We start from the raw sequence: 23964 nt of genomic DNA on the forward strand, positions 1-23964 counted from the left end.
CCTCGCACAGCTCGGCCATCGCGTTGATGAAGGAGATCTTGGTGGCCAGGAAGCTGTTGGCGGCGGTCTTGACCATCTCGGCGGTGGCGTGGTCGGTGCTCACCTTCGGGGTGCCGCGGGCCACGATGGGGGCGTAGACCTCGTCGAGCAGGGCCTCGGCGATCTGCCCGGCGCCGTCGGCGGGCAGGCCGTAGACCAGCCGGTCCGGCCGCAGGGTGTCGGCCACGGCGAACCCCTCCCGCAGGAACTCCGGGTTCCAGGCGACGAGGGCGCCGGGCACCTTGCCGTGGACCAGCTCGGCCAGGCGGGCGGCGGTGCCGACCGGGACCGTGGACTTGCCCGCCAGCAGCTCGCCGGGCTGCAGGACCTGCAGCAGGGACTCGACGGCGGCGTCGACGTAGCGCAGGTCCGCGGCGTACTCGCCGTGCTTCTGCGGGGTGCCGACGCACAGGAAGTGCACCCGGGCACCGGCCGCGTCGGCGACGTCGGTGCTGAACCGCAGCCGCCCGGAGGCCAGCGTGGCGCCGAGCAGCTCCTCGAAGCCGGGCTCGTAGAACGGCGCCCGGGCCTCGCACAGGGCCGCGACCTTGCGCTCGTCGACGTCGATGCCGACCACCTCGTGACCGAGCTCGGCCATCGAGGCCGCGTGCACGGCCCCGAGGTAGCCGCAGCCGATGACCGAGATGCGCACCGCCACCCCTCCCGTCCGGACACCCAGCTCCCGAAGTGCACCACGACGACGCCGTGCACGCCGGACGGGACGAGGCGGTCACCTCCCCTCCGGGCGACGGCGGGGTCGGCACCCCGGGCAGGATGACGCCATGCCTGACGCCCGTGCCCGGCTCGACGACGCCCAGGTCGCCGCGGTGGCCCGCTACCGTGCGGGCCTCGCGCCGCGCCCCGACCTCCCGCCCGCCGAGGAGTACGAGGACGCGCAGGGCGTGCTGGTCGCGACGGCGGCCGAGGGCGACCTGACCGTCGTCGAGGTGCCGCGCTGGGAGCCGCCGTCGGCGGTGGCCGAGCGGCTGCACGACCAGGGCTGGACCGACCCCGTGGCCTGGGTGGGGCTGCCGCCCGACGACGTCGCGGGGCTGCCGCGCCGGCTGCTCGCGCTGGTGCCCGCCGCCGGCCTGCCCCCGGACTCCGCGGCGCTGTCGTCCGCCGCCGCCGCCTGGGCAGCCGTCTGCGAGGGCGGCCGGGACGTGGTCGTGGTGCCGGTGCCGGTCACCCCGGACGCGCCGGAGGCCGGGCCGGAGGAGCTCGCCGCCGCCCACGGCGCCTCGCTCCTCGGCAGCCGCCCGTGGTCGGGGACGGCGCGCACCGGCGGGACGGTGGTGTTCTGCACCGGCCTGTCCGGCGCCGGGAAGTCGACGATCGCGGCGCGGCTGGTGGAGCTGCTCATCGAGGTCGGCCGCACCGTGACGCTGCTCGACGGCGACGAGGTCCGGCACCACCTCTCCGCCGGGCTCGGGTTCTCCAAGGCCGACCGGGACACCAACGTCCGGCGGATCGGCTGGGTGGCCGCGCAGATCGCCAAGCACGGCGGGATCGCCGTCTGCGCGCCGATCGCCCCGTACGCGGAGGTGCGCGCGGACGTCCGGCGCGAGGTCGAGGCGCAGGCCGGCCCGGGCAGCTTCGTCCTCGTGCACGTGGCGACGTCGCTGGCCGCCTGCGAGGCCCGGGACCGCAAGGGCCTCTACGCGCGGGCGCGGCGCGGCGAGATCCCCGCCTTCACCGGCATCAGCGACCCCTACGAGACGCCGACCGACGCCGAGGTGACCGTGGAGACCGCCGGGCGTGACGTCGACGAGTGCGCCCACCAGGTGCTCGCGGCGGTGCTCAGTCCAGCGTCGTGAGGTGGGCCTCGACGGCGGTGTGCCAGTCGCGCGGCGCGAGGCCGGCCGCCTCCAGCCGGGCCAGGTCCAGCACGCTGTTGAGCGGACGCGGCGCGAGGCCGGGCCTGTCGGCCGTGTACTCGGCGGTGCTCACCCGCCGGACGTCGTGCGGGTCGCGGCCGCGGGCGGCGAACACGACCTCCGCGACGTCGGCCCACGACGCCGGCTCGCCCCCGCAGGTGACGTTGTAGGTGCCCGTCGCCCCGCGCTCGACGAGGTGCGCGACGGCGTCGGCGAGGTCCTCGGCGAGCGTGGGCCGGCCGACCTGGTCGGCGACGACGGACGGGCTGACCCCGCGGTCGGCGAGGCCGGCCATCGTCCGCACGAAGTTGCGCCCCTCCCCCACCACCCAGGTGGTCCGCAGCAGCAGGTGCCGGTCGAGCGCGGTGACCAGCGCGTCGCCGTCGGCCTTGCTGCGCCCGTAGACGCTCAGCGGGTGGACCGGCGCGTCCTCCGGGATCGGCCCGGGGTGCCCGCCGTCGAAGACGTACTCGGTGGAGAAGTGCACGAGCAGGAACCCGGAGGCGCGCGCCGCCTCGGCCAGGGCGCCGACGCCGTCGACGTTGACCGCCCGCACCGCGGCCAGGTTGGCCGGGTCCTCCGCGGCGTCGACGGCGGTCCAGGCGGCGGCGTTGACGACCACGTCGACGCCGGACCAGTCGTGCGCGGCGACCGCGGCGGGGTCGCCGACGTCGAGGCCGGCCCGGGTCAGCGCGACCGCCCCGGGGAACCGGCGGGCCAGCGCGCGGCCGACCTGCCCGCCGGCGCCGAGGACGACCGTCGTCACTGGCCGCGCGCGGCGTAGGCCGCCTCCACGCGCTCCTTCTGCGGACCCCACCAGTCCTCGTTGTCCCGGTACCACCGGATGGTCGCGGCCAGGCCGTCGCGGAAGTCGGTGTAGCGCGGCCGCCAGCCCAGCTCCTCGCGCAGCTTGGTGGCGTCGATGGCGTAGCGCAGGTCGTGCCCGGCGCGGTCGGTGACCGAGTCGAAGGCGTCGGCCGGCTGGCCCATCAGCTCGAGGATGGTGGCGAGGACGGTGCGGTTGTCCACCTCGCCGTCGGCACCGATCAGGTACGTCTGGCCGGTCCGGCCGCGCTGCAGGATCTCGTGGACGGCGGCGTTGTGGTCGTCGACGTGGATCCAGTCGCGCACGTTGTGGCCGGCGCCGTAGAGCCGCGGCCGGCGGCCGGCCAGCACGTTGGTGATCTGCCGCGGGATGAACTTCTCCACGTGCTGGTACGGCCCGTAGTTGTTCGAGCAGTTGGAGATCGTCGCCTGCACGCCGTAGGACCGCACCCACGCGCGCACCAGCAGGTCGGAGGCCGCCTTCGTCGACGAGTAGGGGCTCGAGGGGTTGTACGGCGTCTCGGGGGTGAACTTCGCCGGGTCGTCGAGCTCCAGGTCTCCGTAGACCTCGTCGGTGGAGACGTGGTGGAACCGGACGCCGTGCCGGCGCACCGCCTCGAGCAGCGTGTACGTGCCGACCACGTTGGTCTGCAGGAACGGCGCGGGGTCGGCCAGCGAGTTGTCGTTGTGGCTCTCGGCGGCGAAGTGGACGACGGCGTCGCTGTCGCGGACCAGGTCGTCGACGAGCGCGGCGTCGGTGATCGACCCGCGCACGAAGGTGATCGCGTCCCTCACCCCGGCCAGGGACGCCTCGCTGCCCGCGTAGGTCAGCGCGTCGAGGACCGTGACGTCGTGCTGCGGGAAGCGCTCGACGGTCTGGTGGACGAAGTTGGCGCCGATGAAGCCGGCGCCACCGGTCACGAGCAGACGCACGTGTGGTCCTCCTGCAGTAGGTGGGGTCGCGGCCACCCGCGGGGCGACGGGGGCCATCCTGCCCTGCGGTCCGGCCTCGGCGGTCTCCCGGACCGCGCGTGCCCCCCGCGCGGAGGAGGGGGGCCGGCGGCCGGGGGGTCAGTAGGCGCCGGAGCGGCGCAGCACCGCGCGGACGGTGCGCCAGAGGATGGCCAGGTCGAGGCCGAAGGACCAGTTCTCGACGTACCGGACGTCGAGCTCCACCGACTCGTCCCAGGTCAGGTCCGAGCGGCCGCTGACCTGCCACAGCCCGGTGATGCCGGGTTTGACCAGCAGCCGGCGGTGCATGTCGGCGCCGTACTGCTCGACCTCCCGGGTCACGTGCGGGCGCGGGCCGACCAGGGACATGTCGCCCTTGAGCACGTTGACCAGCTGCGGCAGCTCGTCCAGCGAGAACGAGCGCAGGAAGCCGCCGACGCGCGTGACCCGCGGGTCGCGGCGCATCTTGAACTGCACGTCGTTGCCCTCGTTGAGCACGAGCAGGGCCTCGATGCGCGAGTCGGCGTCGACGACCATGCTGCGGAACTTGAGCAGGTCGAACTCCCGGCCGCGCTTGCCGATGCGCCGGTGCCGGTAGAGGGCGGGGCCGCGGCTGGTGGTGCGGACGGCGACCGCGACGGTGACGAGGAACGGCGCGAACGCGACCAGCAGGGCGCCCGCGACGGCCCGGTCGAGCAGGGACTTGGCCAGCCGCCGACCGCCGCGGAACTCCGGCTCCTGCACCTGGATGAGCGGGATGGTCGACGTCGGCCGGACCTGCAGCCGGTTGGAGGCCACCTCCACCAGCCCCGGGCCGACGAGGACCTCGACGTTGGTCCCCTCGAGGCGCCAGGCCAGGTCGCGCAGGTACTCCCCCGCGGTCTCGCTGGCCGAGGCCACCACGACGGCGTCGGCGCGTGCGTCGTCGATGGCGCGCACGGCGCCGGCCAGCGTGCCGATCACCGGGACGCCCTCGGCGCGGACGGCGAGAGCCTCCTCCGGCCGCGGCACGCAGGCGCCGACGACCCGCAGGCCCGCGGTCGCGTCCCGCCGCAGCCGGCGGACCAGGTCGGCCACGGCGACGTCGCGGCCGAGGACGACGACCCGCTTGGTCATGAGGCCGCGGCGGCGGGCCGCGTGCAGCCGCCGCCGGTTGAGCAGCCGGCCCAGCAGGGTGGCGAGCACGGTGGTGGGCGCCGCCACGAGCAGGAGCCGGTCGAGCAGGGTCGACGGGAGCAGTGCGGCGGCGACGCCGAGCGCGGTCGTCGCGAGCAGGCCCGCCGTGAGGACGCGGCGGTACTCGTCGTCGCCGGTGCCGAGTCGGCGCTCGGCGTAGGTGCCGGCGCCGGCGAGCAGGACGAGCCACGCGAGGCCGAGCAGGACGGGCCCGGACGCGGAACCGGGGACGGCGCCGGCCGGGAGGAGTGCCGCGAGCCCCAGCCCCGCGGCGACCGCGAGCACGTCACCGGTGACCAGCGCGGCCGTGTAGGACACCAGCCACTCCGGCGTCCGGCGGCGCCGGGCGGAGAAGGGGTCGTAGACGGGACGGTCGAGCAGCGGCCCCGGGACGCGCTCCTCGGCACCGGTCAGCGACAGGGTCCGCACCCGCCGCGGCGCGTCGTCGCCCGGCGCGGGCGGCACGGTGGTGCTGGCGGTCACGCGGTCTCCCCTGGTCGGTCGCGGTCTGTACGCGCCAGCGTCGGCAGCCCGGAGCCGGGACAGAAGGCGAGACGGAGGCGGACCGGGCGTGCAGGGGCTCGTTCCACCCCGTGGGGGGAGACCGGCGCGCACCGGTGACCGTCCGTCGCGGACGGCGTGCCCCGCGGGCACCTCGACGGGGCACGCGGTGTCCGTGGGCCCCGTGGGACGACGGGCGTCCCCGGCCACACCGGCGCCGCGGCCTTTCGGCAGCATCTGCCCGCGTGGCCCGGCCGTCCGGAGACCCGCGTCCCCGTACCAAGGAGCGGTGACCGTCGTCCTCCTCGTCGCCCTGGTCTGGCCGGCCGTGGCGATCGCCGTCGCCCTCGGGCTGGGGCGGGTCGTCCGGCTGGCCGACGGCCGGCAGGCGCCCGGCTGCGGCGACCTGCGCCGCGAGCTCGACGCCGTGCTGGCCGGCCTGGAGGCCGACCTCCGCGCCGCGGCCGGACCGAGGACGGTCTGAGTCCCACCGCACGGACGACGGCGGACCGGGCGCCCGAGGGTCGTCAGAGGGCCGGGCGGACCCGTCCGCAGCGGCAGGCGTAGAGACTCGCGCCGCTGAAGGGGTCCTCCCCGGCCCAGCGGAAGCGGTGCCACAGGCAGCGCCGGCGTCCCACCGCGGGGACGCCGGGGCGCCACTCACCCGGACGGACGGGGCCCTGTGGCGTGGACACGCGCCCATGGTGCCGCACCCGGACGTCCTACGGAACGTCACCGGACGTCGCGCCGTCCCACCCTCCGGGGTGGGACGGGGAGCAGGACGTGCTGTTCCGCGCCTAGCCTCGTGGCAACGACAGTCACGGGGGTCACTGTGAGCGACGAGCAGGAACGCTCGGGGTCCACGCTCGTCGCCGACGAGCCCACCACCGCGGAGCGGCCGCCCCGCCGACGACGAGGGCTGCGGCGCTTCCTCGTCGCCCTCGGCGTCCTCGTCACCGTCCTGGTCGTGCTGGTCGGCGGCGGCCTCTGGTACCTGACCGACCGCTACGCCGGGAACGTCGACCGCGTCGGCGACGTCTTCGCCGGCCTGGACGAGGAGGCCCGGCCCGCACCCGCGACGCCGGCCGAGCAGGCCTCGGCGGAGCCGGTCACCTTCCTGCTGGTCGGGAGCGACACCCGTGCCACGGCGGGTGCCGGCATCGCCGAGGGCGGCCGGTCGGACGCGATCATGGTCGCCCGGTTCTCCGGGGACCGGCAGCACGCGCAGCTGATCTCCATCCCCCGCGACTCGTGGGTGGACGTCCCCGGCCACGGGATGGACAAGATCAACTCCGCGTACGCCTACGGCGGGCCGTCCCTGCTGATCCGGACCGTGGAGCAGCTGACCGACGTCCGCATCGACCACTACGTGGCCATCGACTTCGAGGGGATCATCGAGGTCACCGACGCGCTGGGCGGGGTCGACGTCGTCGTCGCCGAGACCACCAGGTGGGGGCCGTACACCTTCACGGCCGGGGTCAACCACCTCGACGGCGACCAGGCCCGCTGGTACCTGGGACAGCGCTACGGGCTCACCGGCGGCGACTTCGACCGCGTGCGCCGTCAGCAGCAGTACCTCGAGGCGATGTTCTCCCAGCTGTTCACCTCGGACACGTTCACCGACCCCGGCCGCCTCGACGCCGCACTGCTCGCGGTGACCAGCGCCGTCGGCGTCGACGACTCCCTCGGCAACGACGACCTCCTGTCCCTGGCGTACTCCCTGCGGGACCTGCGGCCGGAGAACGTCGACTCGTTCACCGCCCCCGTGCTGGGCACCGGCACGGAGGGGTCGGCGAGCGTGGTCTACCTCGACGAGGTCACCGGCGAGCGCATGTGGGCCTACCTGCGCAACGACTCGCTGTCCCAGAACGCGGACGAGTTCGAGACCCAGGCCCTGCCGGACGTCCCCCGCTGACGAGACCCCCCGTCACCCCCGGCGACCGCTCCCGGTCCACCGAGGTGCCGGTGGTGCACCTGGTGCACGGGGGGACCGCCTCGTCCTGCACCACGGTCGCCCTCGTCCCGGGCGTCGCGGACACCTCAGGCGTCCGCGATCACCCGCCCCGTGGAGACCGAGGATCACGCCGTGGCCTTCCTCCTCGGTTCGACCTGGCTCGCGCTCCACGTGTTCGTGGCCGAGCACGGGCACGTCCTCCTGGCGGCCGCCGCGTGCAGCGTGGCGCCGGCACGAGGCCTGCTGCGCCGCACCGCTGCCTGAGGTCGGGGCCGGCTCTCCTCACCGCCGGTACGCCAGCAGCCCGGCCAGGGACAGCATCCCGGCCGCCCAGCCGGTGACCACGAACACGTCGCCCTTGTGCAGGCCGTGGTCGGCCGTGAGCCGGAGGAGCACCGGCCCCTCGTTGTAGTACTCGCCGGTCACCAGCAGCGCCGTGAAGGCGGTGAGCATGCCGGCGATGACCAGCGCGAACATCCCGCGGAGGACGGCGTCGAGACTCAGCCGCCCTGGCGCCGCAGCACCTGCCCCACGGTCTTCACGACGATCTTCATGTCGAGCCACGGCGACCAGTTCTCGATGTAGTAGTTGTCGAACCGAGCTCGGTCCTCGATCGAGGTGTCCCCCCGGAGGCCGTGCGCCTGCGCCCACCCGGTCAGCCCGGCCGGCACCCGGTGGCGGGCGGTGTACCGGGGGATGTGCGCGGAGAACTGGTCCACGAAGTGCGGCCGCTCCGGGCGCGGCCCGACCAGGCTCATGTCGCCGCGGACGATGTTCCACAGCTGCGGCAGCTCGTCGAGCGAGGTGGCGCGCAGGAACCGGCCCACCGGGCCCAGCCGGTCGTCGTGCTTGATGTTCCAGTTCGTCTGCGACTCGGTGTCGTCCACCGGCTTGAGCGAGCGGAACTTGAGGACCTGGAACGGACGGCCGTCCAGCCCGACCCGCTCCTGCCGGAAGATGATCCCGCGCCCGCCCTCGAGCCTCACGGCGACTGCGCACGCGGCCAGCACCGGGGTGAGGAGCAGGAGCGTCAGCAGGGACACGGCGACGTCCACGAGCCGCTTCGCCCGCCACCACGGGCTGCGGTAGACCGCCCGCCGCCGCCGGACGAGCGGGATGCCCCAGATCTCGTCGGTGTAGCGGTTGACGTCGTGCAGCTCGAACAGCCGCGGGACGACGAAGACGTCGACGTCGAGCCGGTCGCAGGTGCGGAGGATGTCGACGAGCTCGTCGTCGTCCACCCCGCCGTAGGCGACGATGACGTCCCGGATCGCCTGCTCACGGATGACCTGCCCGAGCAGCTCGAGGCCGCCGAGGACGGGGAGGGGCAGCAGGACGGCGGTGTCCTCGGGCGGCTCCGCGTCGAGGAACCCCACGGGGTCGAGCCCGTAGGTCCGGCGCTCCAGGAGCGTGACCGCCACCCGGACGCCCATCGGGCCGGCTCCGATGACGAGGGTGCGGTGCCGGACGAGGCCGCGGCACCGTGCGGTGTGCACGACCCGGTAGGCGACCAGCCGCGCGACCAGGATCGCCGCGAGGAGCACCACGAAGTGCGTGACCTGGCGGATCGGAGGGTCGACCCCGGGCAAGATCGCGAAGAGGGCCACCTTGAACGTCCAGGCGACGACGACCGCCGCCAGGACGTAGGGCAGGTCGTCCAGCAGCGACAGGTTCAGCCGCGACCGGTACAGGCCGGCCCGCCAGAAGACCAGGAGGAGGAAGACCAGCGCGACGGCGTGCACCGGTGGCGATCCCGGCAGCGTGATGAGGGTGGCGACGGCGAAGGCGGCGACGTCGACGAGCACCAGGTAGGGCCCGACGCCACGCCGGAGCCACCACTTCTCCCTGGCGGGGACCTGCGCGGTGGGCCAGGTCCTGACCGAGTTCGAACTCTCCTCACGCGACGCCGTGTCCACCGAGATGCGACCCGTCCGTCGCGCTGCCTGTCCCGATGCGGCGCCACCCCCCGTGGCGTCGACCATGTCCTCCTCCATCACCGCGCCGAGGGCTCGGCGCGGTCAAGGGATGCTGACACCCCTCGCGGCAATTCGCCATTCCGAGGCCCGATCGGCCTCACCGGAGAATGATTCCGATCAACGCATCACCCAACGGACCTGAAGGGTCACGAACTGTTGTCGCGAGGGCCTCAATACGCTCCGGATCCACGGAGGACGGCACCGACGGTCCTCCAGAGGATCATGGCGTCGAAGGCCAGTGACCAGTTCTCCACGTACCGGACGTCGAGCCGGACGGCGTCGTCCCAGGAGAGGTCCGAGCGGCCGCTGACCTGCCACAGCCCCGTGATGCCGGGCTTCACCAGCAGCCGGCGGCGCATGTCGGAGCCGTACTGCTCCACCTCGCGGGTCACGTGCGGGCGCGGGCCGACCAGGCTCATGCTGCCGCCGAGGACGTTGAGCAACTGGGGCAGCTCGTCCAGCGAGTAGCGCCGCATGACCGCGCCCACCCGGGTGACGCGCGGGTCGCGGCGCATCTTGAACTGGACCGCGTTGCCCTCGTTCTGCTCGTGCAGGTCGGGCTCGATCGCGTCCGCGTCGACGACCATGCTGCGGAACTTGAGGACCCGGAACGGCCGGCCGTCGCGGCCGATGCGCTCGTGCCGGAAGAAGACCGGGCCCCGGCTGGTGACCTTGACCAGGACCGCCAGGGTCAGCAGGAGCGGCAGCAGCAGGAGGACGCCGACGCCGGCCGCCGTGCGGTCGACCACGTCCTTGGCGATGCGGCGGACGCCGGTGAACTCCGGCCGCTCCAGGTGCACCAGCGGGAGGCCCGCCACGGGGCGCACGTGCACGCGCGGGCCCGCGATCTCGGTGACCGCGGGGGCCAGCAGGAGCTCCGCCTCGGTGTCCTCCAGGTCCCAGCCGAGCTTGCGCAGCCGGGCGCCCTCCAGTTCGGGCGAGGGCAGCACCGCCACGGCGTCCACCTCGTAGCGGCGCACCACGTCGGCGACCTCGTCGAGACCACCCAGGACGGGGAGACCGTCGAACACGTCGCGGTCGCCGGCCGACAGGGGCAGGCAGCAGCCGATCACCCGGTAGCCGTGCCGGGCCTCGCGCTCCATCTGGGCACTCAGCGCGGCCACACCGCTGCGGTGGCCCACGAGGACCGTCGTCTGCACGTGCCGACCCCGCGCCCGCCGCGCGTGCAGCCGGAGGCGGAGGACCACCCGGGCGGCCAGGGTCAGCAGGGTCGCCAGCGGGAGGGCGACGACGACGAAGCTGCGCGCGACCTCCAGCCTGAACGCCCAGGAGACGGTGCCGACCGTGGCCAGCAGCAGGGCGGCGGCGGAGAGGACCCGTCGGAACTCCTCGGGACCGACCCAGAGGAACCGCTCCTCGTAGGTGCGGGCGACGAGCATGGCGCCGAGCCAGACGACGGGGAGAGCGACGACGAGCGCGGCGCTCGCCGCGGAGCCCATGAGCGGGCCGCCCTCGGGGACGAGCGAGCCGGCGACGCCGGCCAGCAGGGCGGCGGTCGCGTCGAGGAGCGCGAGGCGACGGACGTACGAGTGGCGCCACGCGCGGCGGGCGGCGGTCCCCTCACCGCGGAGTCCGGAGGTCAGCCAGTGCCAACGGCGACCGACCGACCACGCGTCACGACGGACGTCCCCGTCGACGAGTTCCAGCAGGGACAAGTGCACCGACCCCCGTACGACACCGGACGCCCCGCGCCCGGTGGTGTGAATCCCCCGTGACCGCCGGGAACTTCAACGTTCAACCGGCACGGGCGAGGCTAGCGGTGGGCTGGTCGGGAGGGAAGGAGTAGTGCACAACCGGGTTGTGGGCTAGGCAACACCGGTTGTCCCCTGGCGAGCTGGCGATCACCGTGGGTGACGACACGTCCTGAGCGCCAGCGCTCGAGCCCCTCGGCGGTGGTCGACGTCACGCCGGCCGGGTTCCCCCGATCCGACGATGTGCCGCGACGGTGCCGGGGCCGTCTCAGCCGGCCTCCACCGGACCGCTCCTGGCCCGCCGCCGGCGCAGCCACACGACGCCGGCCGCCCCGAGGGCGGCCGTGGCGACCACGGCGAACACCCACGGCGACCCGGCGCGCGCGGCCCACGCCCTCAGCCCGGGCACCGCGGCACCCACGCCCACCTGCAGCGCGGTGGTGGGCAGGAGGGCCAGCGCGGTCCCCGCGGTGTAGGCCCGGAACGGCACGGCGGACAGCCCCGCCGCGTGGCTCAGCACGGCGAACGGCGCCATGGGCAGCACCCGCGCGACGAGGACGGTGACGAAGCCCCGGCCGGCCACCGCCCGGTCGACGGCGGCCAGCCGCGGCCCGGCCAGGCGCACGGCGGTCTCGCGCCCGAGGGAGCGGGACAGGCCGAAGGCGGCCGTCGCGCCCAGCAGCCCCCCGGCGTAGGCCACGGCCGCGCCGGTCCAGAACCCGAGGACGACGCCGAGCAGCACGCACAGCGCCGACCGGGGCACCGGACCGACCAGCAGGGCCCCCTTGCCGAGAGCCAGCAGGACGAGCCCCGCCACCCCGGCACCCTCGACCCAGCGGCGCACCGTGCCGACGTCGGGCAGCTCGACGGTCAGCGCGACGACGGTGCCGGCGACGAGGACGGCGAGCAGCACGCCCACCCGCACCCACGTCGTCCGCACCGCCCCATGGTCGCCCACGCCCCGACGGGCACACTGGAGGCACCGCCGTCGCCGCCCCCAGGAGACCGATGCGCCCGCCCGCCCGGACCCGCCCGGCCGTCCTGCTCGCGCTCCTCTGCCTGGTCCTCGCCGCCTGCTCCGGCTCCTCGGGCACCCCGTCGGGGACCAGCAGCACGGAGCCGGGCAGCCCGGCGAGCGGCACGGCCACGACGACCCCGGTGGAGCCGACGACGCCGCCCGCGGACGCGGTCGACCAGCAGGTCGACGCGGCCCTGGCCGGGATGGACCGCCGGGCGCAGGTGGCACAGCTGTTCGTCGTCGGCGTCCGGCTCGAGGACCTCGCCCCCGGCGACGCCCTGGTCGCCGACGGCGTGGGCGGCGTCTTCCTCGCCGGCCGCTCGCGTGCCGCCGCCACGGACCTCGCCGCCGTCACCGGGCGCTGGACGGGGGCCGCGCCCGGTCCGCGCCCCTGGGTCGCCGTCGACCAGGAGGGTGGGCAGGTGCAGTCGCTCCAGGGCCCGGGCTTCGACCGGCTGCCCCCCGCGGCCGAGCAGGGACAGCTCCCGCCCGAGCAGCTCGCCGCCCTCGCCGGCACCCTCGGCGCCCAGCTCGCCGCGGCCGGGATCGACCTGGACCTCGCGCCGGTGGCCGACGTCGTCCCGGCCGGCACCGAGGCCGCCAACGACCCGATCGGCGCCTTCGGCCGCCAGTACGGGAACACCGCGGCCGACGTCGTCGCCGACGTGCGCACCGTGGTCGACGGCCTGGCCGCCCACGGCGTCACCGCGACGCTCAAGCACTTCCCCGGCCTCGGGCTGGTCGACGCCAACACCGACGAGGTCGCCGGCGTGACCGACGACGTGACCACCGCGGACAGCGAGCAGGTGGCGGCGTTCGGCGAGCTCGCCCGCTCCGGCGCCGACCCGTTCGTGATGGTCTCCTCGGCCACCTACCCCCGGCTGGACCCCGCCGCGCCGGCCACCTTCTCGCGGCAGGTCGTCACGACGCTGCTGCGCGGCTTCCTCGGCTTCGACGGCGTGGTCATCACCGACGACGTCGGTGCGGCGGCGGCGTTCGAGGACGTGCCGCCCGGCGACCGCGCCGTCCGCTTCCTCGAGGCCGGCGGCACGCTCGTGCTCACCGTGACCGAGGACGTCTACCCCGAGATGCGCGACGCCGTCCTCGCCCGCGCCGAGGCCGACCCGGGGTTCTCGGCCACCGTGGACGCCGCCGTCCGCACCGCGCTCACCGCCAAGGCGGAGGCCGGCCTGCTGGGGTGACCGCCCGCGCCGGGGCGGCGGCCCGCACCGTCGTCCGCCACCGCGGGACGCGCCGGGCGGTCCCGCGCTCAGGAGACCCGGCGTCCCCCGGGCGGCGTCCGGCCGTCGTCACGGACCCTCCGGGCCTCCCGGGCCTCCCGCCGGTCGGCCGCGCGGATCACCCGCCCGACGACCACCGAGACGACGACCGCGACCGCGGCCCACAGCACCAGCGCCCACACCCACCACGGCACGACTCCCCCAGCCGACGGACAGGCCCCCGTGGCCACACGGGACGGCTACCCACGGAACGGGAGGCAACACGTCCGGTGGCGACTCGCGCCGAACACGCTTCCTGTGATCTCCGTCGGACGCGTTGCTCGAGCAGAGGATAGGCCGGGGTACACAGGATCGGGACCGCGTCTCGAATCACCGGAAAGGGCACCGTGGGGGACCGAGAAGGGGTCGGGCGGCGGGAGAGCGGCCCGGCGCACCGGCACGTCGACGAGATCGCCTCGGCACTGCGCGGTGAACTGGCGCTGCAGGCCGCCGGCATCGGCACCTTCGACTGGGACCTGACCACCGGCGTCCTCGACTGGGACGAGCGCCTCGTGGCGCTGTTCGGATACGACGGCGCGAGCTTCGACCGCAGCATCGAGGGCTTCACCGCCCGGCTGCACCCGGACGACCGCGACGAGGTCGTGGCCGCGCTGCAGGCCGCCGTCGACGAGTGCGGCGACTTCAGCGCGCTGTACCGCATCGCCCTCCCCGGCGGCGCCGTCCGCTGGATCTCCGCCCAGGGCCGCGCGCTGAGCGGACCGGACGGGGGAGCCACCCGGTTGCTCGGCGCCGCCTACGACGTCACCGACCAGCGCGGCGAGTCCCTCGGCGTCACCCAGGTCCTCGAGGCCATGCCCGCCGGCTTCTACTCGCTGAGCCCCGACTGGCGCTTCACCCACCTCAACGCCGAGGCCGAGCGGCTGCTGGGCCGCCGCCGCGAGGACCTGCTCGGCGAGGTCATCTGGGAGGCCTTCCCCGCGGCCGTGAGCTCGGTGTTCGAGGAGAGCTACCGCCGCGCGGTGGAGACCCGCCGGCCGGTCTCCTTCGACGCGTACTACCCCGCCCCGCTCGACGGCTGGTACGAGCTGCGCGCCTGGCCGACCGCGGAGGGCCTGTCGGTCTACTTCATCGAGGTCACCGACCGGGTCCGCGCCCAGGAGGAGCTCCGCCGTGCCGCCGAGCGGACGCTCACCGTGGCCCGGATCAGCACCGAGCTGGCGGGGTCCATGGACGCCGAGGTCGCCACCGGCCAGGTGCCCCGCATGGTGGTGCCCACGCTCGCCGACGCCTGCATCGTCAGCGTCCTCGACGACCACGGCCGCACCCGAAGCGTGAGCTCCTGGCACGCCGACGAGGCCTCCCGCGCGCTGCTGCAGGAGTACGCCCTGTCCCGAGCGGCCGCGCTGCCCGGCATCCCCGCCGTCAGCCACGTGTTCGCGACGGGCGAGCCCCTGCAGCTGACCGGCGAGCAGACCCTCGCCACCACCCCGCCCGGCGAGCCGCACGCGCTGCTGTCCCGGCTGGCGCCGAGCGCGGCGCTGGCCCTCCCCCTGCGCGGGCGCGGCCACACCCTCGGCCTGGTCTCCCTGCTCTACACCGGCGGCCGCGTCCCGACCGCCGAGGAGGTCGCCACCCTCCGCGACGTGGCCGAGCGCCTCGGCATGGCCCTCGACAACGCCCGGCTCTACGGCGAGCAGCGGCAGCTGGCCCTGCAGCTGCAGCGGTCGATGCTCACCGCCCCGCCCGAGCCCGACCACGCCGAGATCGTCGTCCGGTACGCCCCCGCCGCCCAGGCGGCCGCCGTCGGCGGCGACTGGTACGACGCGTTCCTGCAGGCCGACGGCGCCACCACGCTGGTCATCGGCGACGTCGTCGGGCACGACACCGCGGCCGCCGCGACGATGGGCCAGCTGCGCAGCCTGGTCCGCGGCATCGCCGTCGCCACCGGGGCCGGGCCGGCCGCGGTGCTGCGCGACCTCGACCGCGCCATGGCGGTGCTGGGCTTCGACACCCTCGCCACCGCGGCGGTCGCCCGGCTCGAGCAGGAGCCCGGGGAGATCGACCGCGGCACCACCCGGATGCGCTGGTCCAACGCCGGACACACCCCGCCGGTCCTGCTCACGGCCGGCGGGGAGGTGCAGGTCCTCGCGGGCGAGCGGGCCGACCGGCTGCTCGGCGTCGACCCGGAGGTGCCGCGGCGCGAGTCCGTCGTGGAGCTGGAGCGCGGCACGACCGTCCTGCTCTACACCGACGGACTGGTCGAGCGGCGCGACGCCGACCTCGACGCCGGCCTCGCCCGGCTCACCGCCACCCTGGCCGAGCTCGGCGACCGGCCACTGCAGGAACTGTGCGACCTGCTCGTCGAGCGCATGGTCGACGGCCACCCGGACGACGACGTCGCGCTCGTCGCCGTCCGCCTGCACCGGCAGGACCGGCCGCGCCCGGACGTCGCCGGGCCGGCCGACGTGCCCGGCGCCGTCCCCCCGGACCCGGCCACGCCCGCCTGACCTGCCTCTCTAGGGTCGGTCCGGTGATCGTCGTGACCGCCGCGGGCGGCCCCACCGGCACCGCGGTCGTCCGGGTGCTGCGGGCGCGCGGCGAGCGGGTGCGCGCCGTCGTCGCCACGCCGCGGCCACGGCCGGAACTCGAGGCGCTGGGCGCGGAGGTCGTCGTCGCCGACCTCAGCGGGGACGTCGCCCCCGTGCTCGCCGGCGCCGGGGCGCTGTACCTGGTCTGGCCGAACTTCGACCCGCGCGAGGCGACCGGGGCGCCCGCTGTGCTGCGCGCCGCCGCGCGGGCCGGGGCGGCGCGGCTGGTCTACCACTCGGTGCTCCGACCGCAGGCCCGGTCGATGCCGCACCACGCCGCCAAGGACCGCGTCGAGGAGGCGCTCGACGACGCCGTCGCCGGGACCGGCGCCCGCTGGCGGGTGCTGCAGCCGTGCGCCTACGCCGACAACCTCGACGCGCAGGTGGCCGCCGCGGCGGAGACCGGGGAGATGCGCAGCCCGTGGGGCCTGGAGCGCGCGCAGTCCTTCGTCGCCCTGCGCGACGTCGCCGAGGCCGCCGCCGTGCTGCTCACCGAGGAGGGCCTGGACAGCGGCACCTTCGAGGCGGCCGGTCCCGAGGAGCTCACCGCGCGCGACGTCGCCCGGCTCGTGGGTGAGCACCTCGGCCGGGAGGTCACCGCCGTCGACGCCGACCCGCCCGAGGACGACGGCAGCTACGCCCGACACTGCCTGAGGACCATGTTCGCCGAGTACCGCGCGCACGGGTTCACCGGCAGCCCGCGGGTGCTCACCGCGCTGCTCGGCCGCCCGCCCCGGACCCTCGCCGAGCACCTGGCCGACGCCTGAGCGCCTGCCCCGCACACCCGAGGACGCCCGGCCCGCCCCGACGTCAGCCCTCGCGGAGGCGGCGGACGTCGGCGCGGCGCCACTGCCGCAGCACCGCCGCGCCGGCCAGCAGGCCCACCACTGCCAGGTAGGCCCAGTACGGGACGGACAGGTTCGTGTCCCGGAGCGGCCAGAGGAGCGACACACCGGGCCCGGTCGCGACGTCCCGGACGAGGTGCAGGAGGACCCCGGCCGCGATCCCCACCGCAGCCGTCCGCACCCGTCGAGCGCCGAGGGCGACCGCGAGGAGCACCAGGACCGTGGTCAGCGAGTGCGTGATCGGGCGTCCCCCGTCCGCGTTCAGCGGCTCGTTCCACAGGTACATCGGCAGGTGGTCGACGTCGATGGCCACCGCACCGGCGAGCACCCACGGCCAGACGCGCGGGGACGTCGCGCCCACGGCCACGAGTGCCAGCCACGCGGTGAGCAGGTGGGCCGGCTCGTCGAGCAGCCCGGTGACGACGACCGACCGGTGCCGCGCCGACATCACGAGGTCCAGGCCGACGATGCACAGGACGGCCAGCACCGGACCGGCCGCACCGGCGACCCGGCCGGCCCAGCCACCTCGCGGCACCTGGACATCGTCGCCGAGATGGTCTCGACGCGCCCGTCCGCCGGAGGGGGCCTCCCGTGTGCGACCGGCCGTCCCGTGGCGGGAGGACGCTGACCAGCACACCGACACGCGCGACGGGACCTCCGCGGTCCCCCGCACCCGTACGCTACGCGTGGCCAGGACGCTCGGACCCGTCCGGAGGGTCAGTGTGAGACGTTGGCACCTGCCGACCGCGGTGCTCCTCGTCGCCATGGTCGGGACCGTCCTGGCGGCGGACACCCCCGTCGGGGACCAGCGACCTCCTCTGCGCACCGCACCCTCGTGGCCCGGCTGGGGTTTCACCCACACGCAGTTCAGCGCCGACCACGGCGCCCCGGCGGCCGTCCGGTCCGTCGAGTCGGCCCTGTCCGCCCAGCCCCTCGTCCAGGCCCAGGCGCTCATGGGATGGGGAGCCGACAACCCGGAGCCCAGCCCGGGGCGGTACGACTTCGGCAGCCTGGACGAGCGGATCGACCTCATCCGCCGCTCCGGCGGGATCCCCGTCATCACGCTCTGCTGCGCCCCCGACTGGATGAAGGGCGGCCGGCCCGGGACCACCGACTGGGCCCGCCTCACCGAGGCCCCCCTGCCCGAGCACTACGCCGACTTCGCGGCGCTGGCCGCGACCGTCGCCGAGCGCTATCCCGACGTGCTCCACTTCATGGTCTGGAACGAGTTCAAGGGGTTCTGGGACGAGGACGACGACACCTGGGACGCCTCGGGCTACACGGCCCTGTACAACCGGGTCTACGACGCGGTGAAGGCGGTCAACCCGCGGGCACGGATCGGCGGCCCGTACCTGTCGCTGTTCAACGACGCCGACGGCCACGGGACCGGTGCCGACCCGGCGGTCCCGCCCGACGGCGCCGCTCCGCTGGCCGGCCCCTGGGGGACCGTCGACCCGCGCGTCCTCGATGCGTTCGACTACTGGCTGGCGCACAACCGCGGGGCCGACTTCGTGGTGGTCGACGGCGTGGCCCACAGCCTGGGCCGCGCCGTCGACCCGTTCTCCGTGGTCGGCATGTTCTCCGCGGTCAACCGCTGGATCCAGCAGCGCACGGCCCTGCCCATCTGGTGGGCCGAGTGGTACCTCGACCCGGCCGTGCGGCTCTGGCCGGCCGACCGGCAGGTCGCCGCCTACACGGTCGCCATGATGGAGTTCGTCCGTTCCGGTGCCGAGACGGTCCTGTACTGGAACCCCCGACCCCGCAGCCGGGGATGCGCCGGCTGCCTGTGGACGGACACCGCCGAGGACGGGGGCGGGAGGCCGCTGCCCTTCCTGACCGTGCTGCAGGACTTCGGCCGTTGGTTCCCTCCCGGGACGGCACTGCGGACGGTGCCCGCGCCGCCCGGCGTCGAGGTCCTGGCCCAGCACCGCGCGCTCGTCGCGGTGAACACGACCGGCGCCGTGCACACCCTGACGATCGACGGCACGCGCCTCACCCTCTCGCCGCACGAGACACGGTGGATCACCCCCGACTAGCTGTCGGGCCTCACGGGCTCGTCGACCGGGCCGTCGCCCGTCGGCGGTCGGGTGCGGCTCGTGTCCGCGCCCGACGCCGTGCGCTCGTCGTCCCCGGGACCGGCCGCGTACAGCACCCATTCCCGGTCCTGCCGCACCGCCCAGTCGCTGCGGGGAGGCCGCCCACAGCGGATCGGCCGCAGCTCCGGGATCGCGTCCCACACCTGGCGGTGCACGGGATTGACGTAGAGGACGAACAGCGGCCGCGGGCGCTCGTGCAGCGATGCCACGACCGACTTCGCGACCTCGCCCATCGTGCCCGCACCGAACGGGTTGTACAGGAAGAGCAGCGTCGGCTCCGGCGGCAACCGGTAGGTGCTGGCATCGGCCTCGACCACCTCGATCCGGGTGGGCGTCCGGGCCTGCAGCACGGCCGCGTTGCGCCGGGCGGTCCGGGCGAGCCGGCTGTCCAGTTCCACCCCGATGACGCGGTGGAAGCGGTGCAGGGCCGCCACCGCCAGCGGACCGCCCTTGCCGCAGCCCAGGTCCACGAAGGTGAGCCCGGCCGGATCCGCCGGCAGCCCGGCGAAGATCCGGCCCAGCTCCCGCACCGACATCGGCTCGAAGTCGGTGTTGTCCCGGTGGAGCGAGCGGGCGACCGCGTCCGCATCCGGAGTCCGCCACCCACGGGTGTCCAGGCCGAACTTGCGGTCGAAGACGTACAGCTCGGCGAAGGAGGCCATCCGGTACAGCTGCCGGCCGATCAGCCGCCCCACCACCGGAACCGTCGCTCGCACCCCGCCCCGGTGGTAGCCGCTCAGCACGTCGGCCCGGAAGCGGGTGAGGCGCACCCCCACGTCCCTCACGAAGTCCACGACTGTCCCTCTCCCCTGTGCTCACAGTTCCCCGGACACGCCGAGCCGGGGCCCGGCACCGCCATCGGTCACGCCAGCAGGACCGCGCGCTCCAGGACGACGACGAGCAGGCCGAAGGCGAGCGGCAGGGTCACCACCGTGAGCATCGGCGCCCGGGCCCGTCCGGTCAGGCGGCGCAGCTCACGCAGGCAGAGCGCGCCCGCGAGCGCCACGAGACAGGTGAGGCCCACCCCGGTCAGCGGCGTCCACGCGCCCACGCCCGTGCTCACCGGCGGCGGGTCCTCGACGGGCCCGGGTGGCGGAGTGGCCAGCACGTACACCGCGGCGTCGGGGTTCGACACCAGGACACGGACGTCCGGGCTCGCTGCCATGCTGGCCCGGAAACGGTCCCCCCAATCCTGGGGGAATCCCTCGGCGAGGACCAGTTCGGCCTCCTGGCTGCGGGTGGTGAGGAGATACGCACCGGGCCCGTGCTCACGCATCTGGTTCACCACGGGCCCGACGTCCCCGGGGTCCGGTGGCACGATGACCGAGGAGTAGAAGACCCGGTCGACCTGGCTGTAACTGGTCACGAAGGAGGCGCTGGGCAGGGTCGCGGGGGGTTCCCTCGCCGGCCAGAGAACCGAGGTCAAGCCGGTGCTGTGGTCGAGCACGACGTCGGTGGCGGTGATCTCCCCGGGACGCACGTACTCGAACCCCTCGTTGCCGAAGCGGGCGACCAGGAAGCCACCCACCAGCAACGGGACGCACAGCAGAGCGGCCGGAACGCCCAGCAGGCGCCCGATGCGCCGTCGGGATCCGGCCTCGGGGAAGAAGGACTGGGCGGCGAGGAAGCACACCGCCGGCAGGGAGAACACGAAGACACGCAGGGCGATCTCCCCGCCGTAGCTCTGCAGGCCGAACCCGAGGGCGGGGCTGGCCAGCAGCGCCAGGACGACGCGGTCGTCGAAACCCTGCCGCCGGCGTCGCAGTGCCCCCGCCGCGGCGAGCCCCCACGCACCCAGGGCGAGGGCCACCCGGACCTTCAGGACCAGCAGGTGCTGGGCGCCGCTGTCCCCGGTGCGGCCCTGGACGCTGCTCGACACGTTGGTCCCGAACGACCCCAACCCGCCCAACAGCTCGTGCAGGTGCCCCGACCAGTAGCCGACGGCCATGAAGCTGATCCAGGCCGCCACGATGACGAACATGAGCACCGGCAGGGTGCGCAGCACGCACCGCCCGACGAGGACCAGGGCCGTGGCCGCGCCGATCATCAGGAACGGCGTCAGCTGGTGGCTCATCGTGGTGAACGTGAAGACCACCAGCACGAGCACCAGCAGGACCACCCGTTCGGAGCGCCCGGTGGGCCGAGCGGGCAACTCCCCGGGCGTCGGGGGGTGCAGCCACGACCGGGCCCGCGGCTCCCGGACGCCCGGCCGGCGGGTTCTCGCCGCCGGGCGGAACCAGGTGATCAGCAGCGCCACCAGCGTCAGGTAGAGGAAGTAGGCGAGTCCCTGCGGCGAGAAGTAGTCCTGACCCACCCAGTTGAAGACGGCGAACAGCCACAGCGTCAGCCACTTCGCGCGCCAGTTCGCCCGCAGGTTGGTGAGGATGAGGACCACCGGCAGCAGGTACAGCAGGTTGCTGACGACCGGGGTGAGGCGCAGGACCCACGCCATGTCCTGCCAGTGGCGGGCGTCGCTGAGGAACGAGAACAGCCCGAAGAAGCCCGCCCAGCTGAACCTCGCGTCGATCGACGGGGCGACGGTGCCGGTGCGGGTGATGAACTCGATGAACCCCAGGTGCGTCCAGGCCGTCGGGAACCGCGGCATGCTGTGCAGCAGCACGGGCAGCCCGTGCAGGCAGACGACCCACGCCACGAGCTGCAGACCCAGGAGGACGGTGCGGGCGCGGCGGAGAGCGAGGCCGGCCAGGAACGACGAGCCGATCAGGACGAGCCCCGCGATGGAGGCGAGCGGGAGGACGGAGACGAGTCCGTAGCCGTTGATCTGCCGCAGGTCCACCGACCGCAGCGGGAGCGCGTACGCCACGAGCCCGGCAACGGTCGTGAGCGCGAGCAGGACCGGCGCCGCTCCTCCCAGGCGCCCGGCCGCAGCGCGGTCGCTCGTGCGGATCCGCGTCGCCGTCACCGGCACGGGGGCGGAGGAGCCGGCCACGAGGTGGTCGTCCAGCACAGGAGCGGTCGGGACCGGCAACCGGTGCAGGCCGCCGCGCCGCGCCGTGCTCCGGGCGGTCCCCGCCACCTTCCACAGCCGCGGGAGCACGAGCGCGGCCAGGACGCTCTGGTACAGCAGGACGGCGATCCCCACGCGCGTCAACGTGAGGGGCACGAGGTCGCCGAACAGTCCGTCCAGCTGGGTCGCTGCCAGCACCGCGCACAACATGAGCACGACGCGGAGCACCTGGATGCGGGCGATCCGGGCGCTGGCGTTCTGGGCCCGCAGCACTCCGACGTAGATCTCGACGAGGGAGACCGGCAACGCCGCCGCTGCCAGCAACTGGAGGAGAGGGACGGCGTCGAGGTACCCCTTGCCCAGGAGCCCCAGACCGTAGGGTGCGACGAGCGCGATGGCGACGGCCGCGGTGAGCACCAGCGCGACGGTCCGCGTGATGGCGGCGCGGCAGTTGGCGCTGAGGCTGCCCGGGTCGTAGACGCCCTCGACGGTCAGCGAGCTGGCCATGTTCGTGCCGACGGTGGCCAGCAGCGAGCCCACCGTCCAGGCGATGTAGAAGTAGCCGAAGGAGTACAGCGGCACGGCGGCGGCCACCAGCACGGGCACCAGCTGGAAGGCCGCGAGCATGCACAGCGCGCCGAGGTAGTCGCCGGCCAGGAACCGCCCCACCTGCCTGACGGTGGGGGGGACGTGCGTCGGGGGCACCGTCCGGCGGTGCCGGGGGATCAAGCGGCCGAAGATGAGGCCGTTGACGGGCAGCAGGAGCAGCGCCATGGGGATGACCCACGACAGCCAGACACCGTCCCGGGGATCTCTCGAGGCGAGCACGACCAGCAGGGCCAGCTTGGCGATGCCGAACACGGCGTTCTCGACCGGTACCCAGCCGGACCGGCGCAGTCCGGTCAGGACACCGTCCTGCAGGGTGAACAGCGCCGCGGCGACGACGGCGGCGACGAACCACGCCCCCGTGGTGAAGCCCGACAGGTGGACGTAGGAGGGCCCCCACAGCGGCAGGGTGAGGAGGAAGCCGGTGGCCAGCACGGCCGTGGCCACGGCCGTGAGCACGTAGGTGCCCAGCACGAACCTGCCGGTCCGCCGTCCGCTGGGCCCGATGAAACAGGCCAACGTGCCGTAGAGGCTCAGGGCCACGAGCCCGCTGAGCAGGGTCATCACCGAGATCGTCACCGACCCGCGGCCGACGTCGGACTCCCCGTAGGTCCGAGCCGCCACCAGCCAGTAGCCGACCCCCAGCACGCCTGTCAGACCGGTGTTGAGCACCAGGCTGTAGGCGTTGCGGGCGAACGGCTCGGCCAGGTGCCGCCGCAGCCGTCCCCTCCCTCGCGGTGGCGGGAGCGCCTCCTCCCCCGCCTCCGGGGCGGGGGTGGGGATGCGCACGTCGACGTCGGTCATGCCCGTCCCACTCGCCGGGCGAGCCGGTGGCCTCGTCGGACGACGGCGAACCCACGGGTCAACGTGCGCTGGAGCAGGAACGTCCGGCCGATGCCCCGCGCGCCGACGAGCTGCTCGAAGGTCTGCATCGTCGTCGTCCGCCGGATGGTGAGCCGAGGTACTGCCAGCGGGTCGACCGGCGCCCGGGCACAGGTGTTGGCCACGACGGCGGCGAACCGGTAACCGCTGGCGGCCACGGCCTCCCGGACCCGAGGACTGGTGTAGCCGTACGGATAGGCCAGTCCCTCCACCGGCCGGCCGGTCGCCTCCTCGAGCAGTTCCTTGCTGCGCTGCAGCTCCCCGGCCAGCTGGGGGCCCTGGAGCTGGTCGAGCTGGGGATGGCTGTGACTGTGGCCGCCGATCTCGATGCCGGCGGCGCTCAGCTCCGCGAGCTGCTGCCGGCTCAGCATCCGGCCGATCGGCCGTCCCGCCGCGGACGCCCCTGCATCGGCCAGCCAGCCGGTGGTGACGAAGACCGTGGCGGTGAGACCGTGTCGCCGCAGTATCGGGAACACGACGCTGTGGAAGTCGGCGTAGCCGTCATCGAAGGTCAGGGCCACCGGTCGCTCCGGCAACTCGGCGCCCGAGGTCAGCCGGTCGGCGAGGGCGGAGAAGGTCAGCGTCGTGAAGCCGAGGTCCGCCAGCCGCTGGGCCTGCTCCGCGAACGCCGGGGGACTGACCGCCAGCCGCCGGGTCGCCGGGGTCGGGTCCTCGGCGACCGAGTGGTACATGAGAAGCGGTACGGGCC

General features: G+C 74.7%; 21 protein-coding genes. 8 read left to right on the forward strand and 13 right to left on the reverse strand.

The genetic code is table 11. The features are described from left to right. Positions 1-691 (reverse strand): nucleotide sugar dehydrogenase (locus ACI796_RS11505; protein ID WP_456941363.1); only part of this gene is annotated, 691 nt, incomplete at its 3' end. A 130-nt stretch (positions 692-821) separates the two neighbouring features. Between ACI796_RS11505 and cysC the strand changes: the two genes are divergently transcribed. Beyond that, complete coding sequence (gene cysC / locus ACI796_RS11510; protein WP_456941364.1) at positions 822-1856, forward strand: adenylyl-sulfate kinase; 1035 nt, start codon at positions 822-824, stop codon at positions 1854-1856. Here the strand turns inward: cysC and ACI796_RS11515 are convergent. The 3 genes from ACI796_RS11515 to ACI796_RS11525 form a co-directional block, all read right to left on the reverse strand. Further along, positions 1840-2682, reverse strand: a complete 843-nt coding sequence (locus tag ACI796_RS11515; protein WP_456941365.1) for an SDR family oxidoreductase — start codon at positions 2680-2682, stop codon at positions 1840-1842. The two genes, cysC and ACI796_RS11515, sit on opposite strands and share 17 nt — an antisense overlap. Then, complete coding sequence (rfbB, locus tag ACI796_RS11520; protein WP_456941366.1) at positions 2679-3674, reverse strand: dTDP-glucose 4,6-dehydratase; 996 nt, start codon at positions 3672-3674, stop codon at positions 2679-2681. The genes ACI796_RS11515 and rfbB overlap by 4 nt, the downstream gene beginning before the upstream one ends. 138 nt (positions 3675-3812) lie before the next feature. Then, positions 3813-5351: a sugar transferase gene (locus tag ACI796_RS11525; protein ID WP_456941367.1), complete on the reverse strand. Its 1539-nt coding sequence runs from the start codon at positions 5349-5351 to the stop codon at positions 3813-3815. A 307-nt stretch (positions 5352-5658) separates the two neighbouring features. On the opposite strand from ACI796_RS11525, the gene ACI796_RS11530 reads away from it, so the two are divergent. The 3 genes from ACI796_RS11530 (at position 5659) to ACI796_RS11540 (ending at position 7587) form a co-directional block, all read left to right on the forward strand. Continuing rightward, complete coding sequence (locus tag ACI796_RS11530) at positions 5659-5853, forward strand: hypothetical protein (protein ID WP_456941368.1); 195 nt, start codon at positions 5659-5661, stop codon at positions 5851-5853. 348 nt (positions 5854-6201) lie between these two features. Beyond that, positions 6202-7284 carry an LCP family protein gene (locus ACI796_RS11535; RefSeq protein WP_456941369.1) on the forward strand — a complete coding sequence of 361 codons (1083 nt, stop codon included), beginning with the start codon at positions 6202-6204 and terminating at the stop codon, positions 7282-7284. Positions 7285-7455: 171 nt separating this feature from the next. Continuing rightward, a complete protein-coding gene (locus tag ACI796_RS11540; RefSeq protein WP_456941370.1) occupies positions 7456-7587 on the forward strand; it encodes a hypothetical protein in 132 nt (43 codons plus the stop codon). Positions 7588-7605: 18 nt separating this feature from the next. Here the strand turns inward: ACI796_RS11540 and ACI796_RS11545 are convergent, their stop codons facing one another. From ACI796_RS11545 to ACI796_RS11560, 4 genes are all read right to left on the reverse strand, one after another. Then, positions 7606-7800, reverse strand: coding sequence for a hypothetical protein (locus ACI796_RS11545; protein WP_456941371.1), 195 nt, complete (start codon positions 7798-7800; stop codon positions 7606-7608). Between the two features lie 23 nt (positions 7801-7823). Next, a complete protein-coding gene (locus tag ACI796_RS11550; RefSeq protein ID WP_456941372.1) occupies positions 7824-9239 on the reverse strand; it encodes a sugar transferase in 1416 nt (471 codons plus the stop codon). Between the two features lie 230 nt (positions 9240-9469). After that, positions 9470-10975 carry a sugar transferase gene (locus tag ACI796_RS11555; RefSeq protein WP_456941373.1) on the reverse strand — a complete coding sequence of 502 codons (1506 nt, stop codon included), beginning with the start codon at positions 10973-10975 and terminating at the stop codon, positions 9470-9472. Positions 10976-11279: 304 nt separating this feature from the next. Beyond that, positions 11280-11951: a TVP38/TMEM64 family protein gene (locus ACI796_RS11560; RefSeq protein WP_456941374.1), complete on the reverse strand. Its 672-nt coding sequence runs from the start codon at positions 11949-11951 to the stop codon at positions 11280-11282. Between the two features lie 68 nt (positions 11952-12019). Between ACI796_RS11560 and ACI796_RS11565 the strand changes: the two genes are divergently transcribed. Beyond that, positions 12020-13231 (forward strand): glycoside hydrolase family 3 N-terminal domain-containing protein, encoded by a 1212-nt coding sequence (locus ACI796_RS11565; RefSeq protein ID WP_456941375.1) that lies wholly within the window; start codon positions 12020-12022, stop codon positions 13229-13231. 68 nt (positions 13232-13299) lie between these two features. Here ACI796_RS11565 and ACI796_RS11570 read toward each other — a convergent pair whose 3' ends face one another. Continuing rightward, complete coding sequence (locus ACI796_RS11570) at positions 13300-13464, reverse strand: hypothetical protein (protein ID WP_456941376.1); 165 nt, start codon at positions 13462-13464, stop codon at positions 13300-13302. Between the two features lie 192 nt (positions 13465-13656). Here ACI796_RS11570 and ACI796_RS11575 point away from each other — a divergent pair, with 192 nt between their 5' ends. Both ACI796_RS11575 and ACI796_RS11580 read left to right on the forward strand, forming a co-directional pair. Beyond that, positions 13657-15777 (forward strand): SpoIIE family protein phosphatase, encoded by a 2121-nt coding sequence (locus tag ACI796_RS11575; RefSeq protein WP_456941377.1) that lies wholly within the window; start codon positions 13657-13659, stop codon positions 15775-15777. 23 nt (positions 15778-15800) lie between these two features. After that, a complete protein-coding gene (locus tag ACI796_RS11580; RefSeq protein WP_456941378.1) occupies positions 15801-16625 on the forward strand; it encodes an SDR family oxidoreductase in 825 nt (274 codons plus the stop codon). Between the two features lie 43 nt (positions 16626-16668). On the opposite strand, the gene ACI796_RS11585 is transcribed toward ACI796_RS11580, so the two are convergent. Then, positions 16669-17238, reverse strand: coding sequence for a metal-dependent hydrolase (locus ACI796_RS11585; protein ID WP_456941379.1), 570 nt, complete (start codon positions 17236-17238; stop codon positions 16669-16671). A gap of 187 nt (positions 17239-17425) precedes the next feature. Here ACI796_RS11585 and ACI796_RS11590 point away from each other — a divergent pair, with 187 nt between their 5' ends. Continuing rightward, positions 17426-18739 (forward strand): hypothetical protein, encoded by a 1314-nt coding sequence (locus ACI796_RS11590; RefSeq protein WP_456941380.1) that lies wholly within the window; start codon positions 17426-17428, stop codon positions 18737-18739. Here ACI796_RS11590 and ACI796_RS11595 read toward each other — a convergent pair. The 3 genes from ACI796_RS11595 to ACI796_RS11605 all read right to left on the reverse strand — a co-directional run bounded on the left by ACI796_RS11595 (position 18736) and on the right by ACI796_RS11605 (position 23947). Next, a complete protein-coding gene (locus ACI796_RS11595; protein ID WP_456941381.1) occupies positions 18736-19593 on the reverse strand; it encodes a methyltransferase domain-containing protein in 858 nt (285 codons plus the stop codon). The two genes, ACI796_RS11590 and ACI796_RS11595, sit on opposite strands and share 4 nt — an antisense overlap. 68 nt (positions 19594-19661) lie before the next feature. After that, complete coding sequence (locus ACI796_RS11600) at positions 19662-23177, reverse strand: lipopolysaccharide biosynthesis protein (RefSeq protein WP_456941382.1); 3516 nt, start codon at positions 23175-23177, stop codon at positions 19662-19664. Then, positions 23174-23947: a polysaccharide deacetylase family protein gene (locus ACI796_RS11605; RefSeq protein WP_456941383.1), complete on the reverse strand. Its 774-nt coding sequence runs from the start codon at positions 23945-23947 to the stop codon at positions 23174-23176. Before ACI796_RS11605 ends, ACI796_RS11600 begins: the two co-directional genes overlap by 4 nt. Positions 23948-23964: the final 17 nt, after the last annotated feature.

It is taken from the genome of Geodermatophilus sp. SYSU D00525 (genome assembly GCF_054050475.1).

Coding starts and splice junctions, on each gene's coding strand:
- cysC (WP_456941364.1), top strand. CDS start 822: ATGCCTGACGCCCGTGCCCGGCTCGACGACGCCCAGGTCGCCGCGGTG.
- ACI796_RS11565 (WP_456941375.1), top strand. CDS start 12,020: ATGCGCCCGCCCGCCCGGACCCGCCCGGCCGTCCTGCTCGCGCTCCTC.
- ACI796_RS11605 (WP_456941383.1), bottom strand. CDS start 23,947: ATGTACCACTCGGTCGCCGAGGACCCGACCCCGGCGACCCGGCGGCTG.
- ACI796_RS11545 (WP_456941371.1), bottom strand. CDS start 7,800: ATGTTCGCGCTGGTCATCGCCGGCATGCTCACCGCCTTCACGGCGCTG.
- ACI796_RS11600 (WP_456941382.1), bottom strand. CDS start 23,177: ATGACCGACGTCGACGTGCGCATCCCCACCCCCGCCCCGGAGGCGGGG.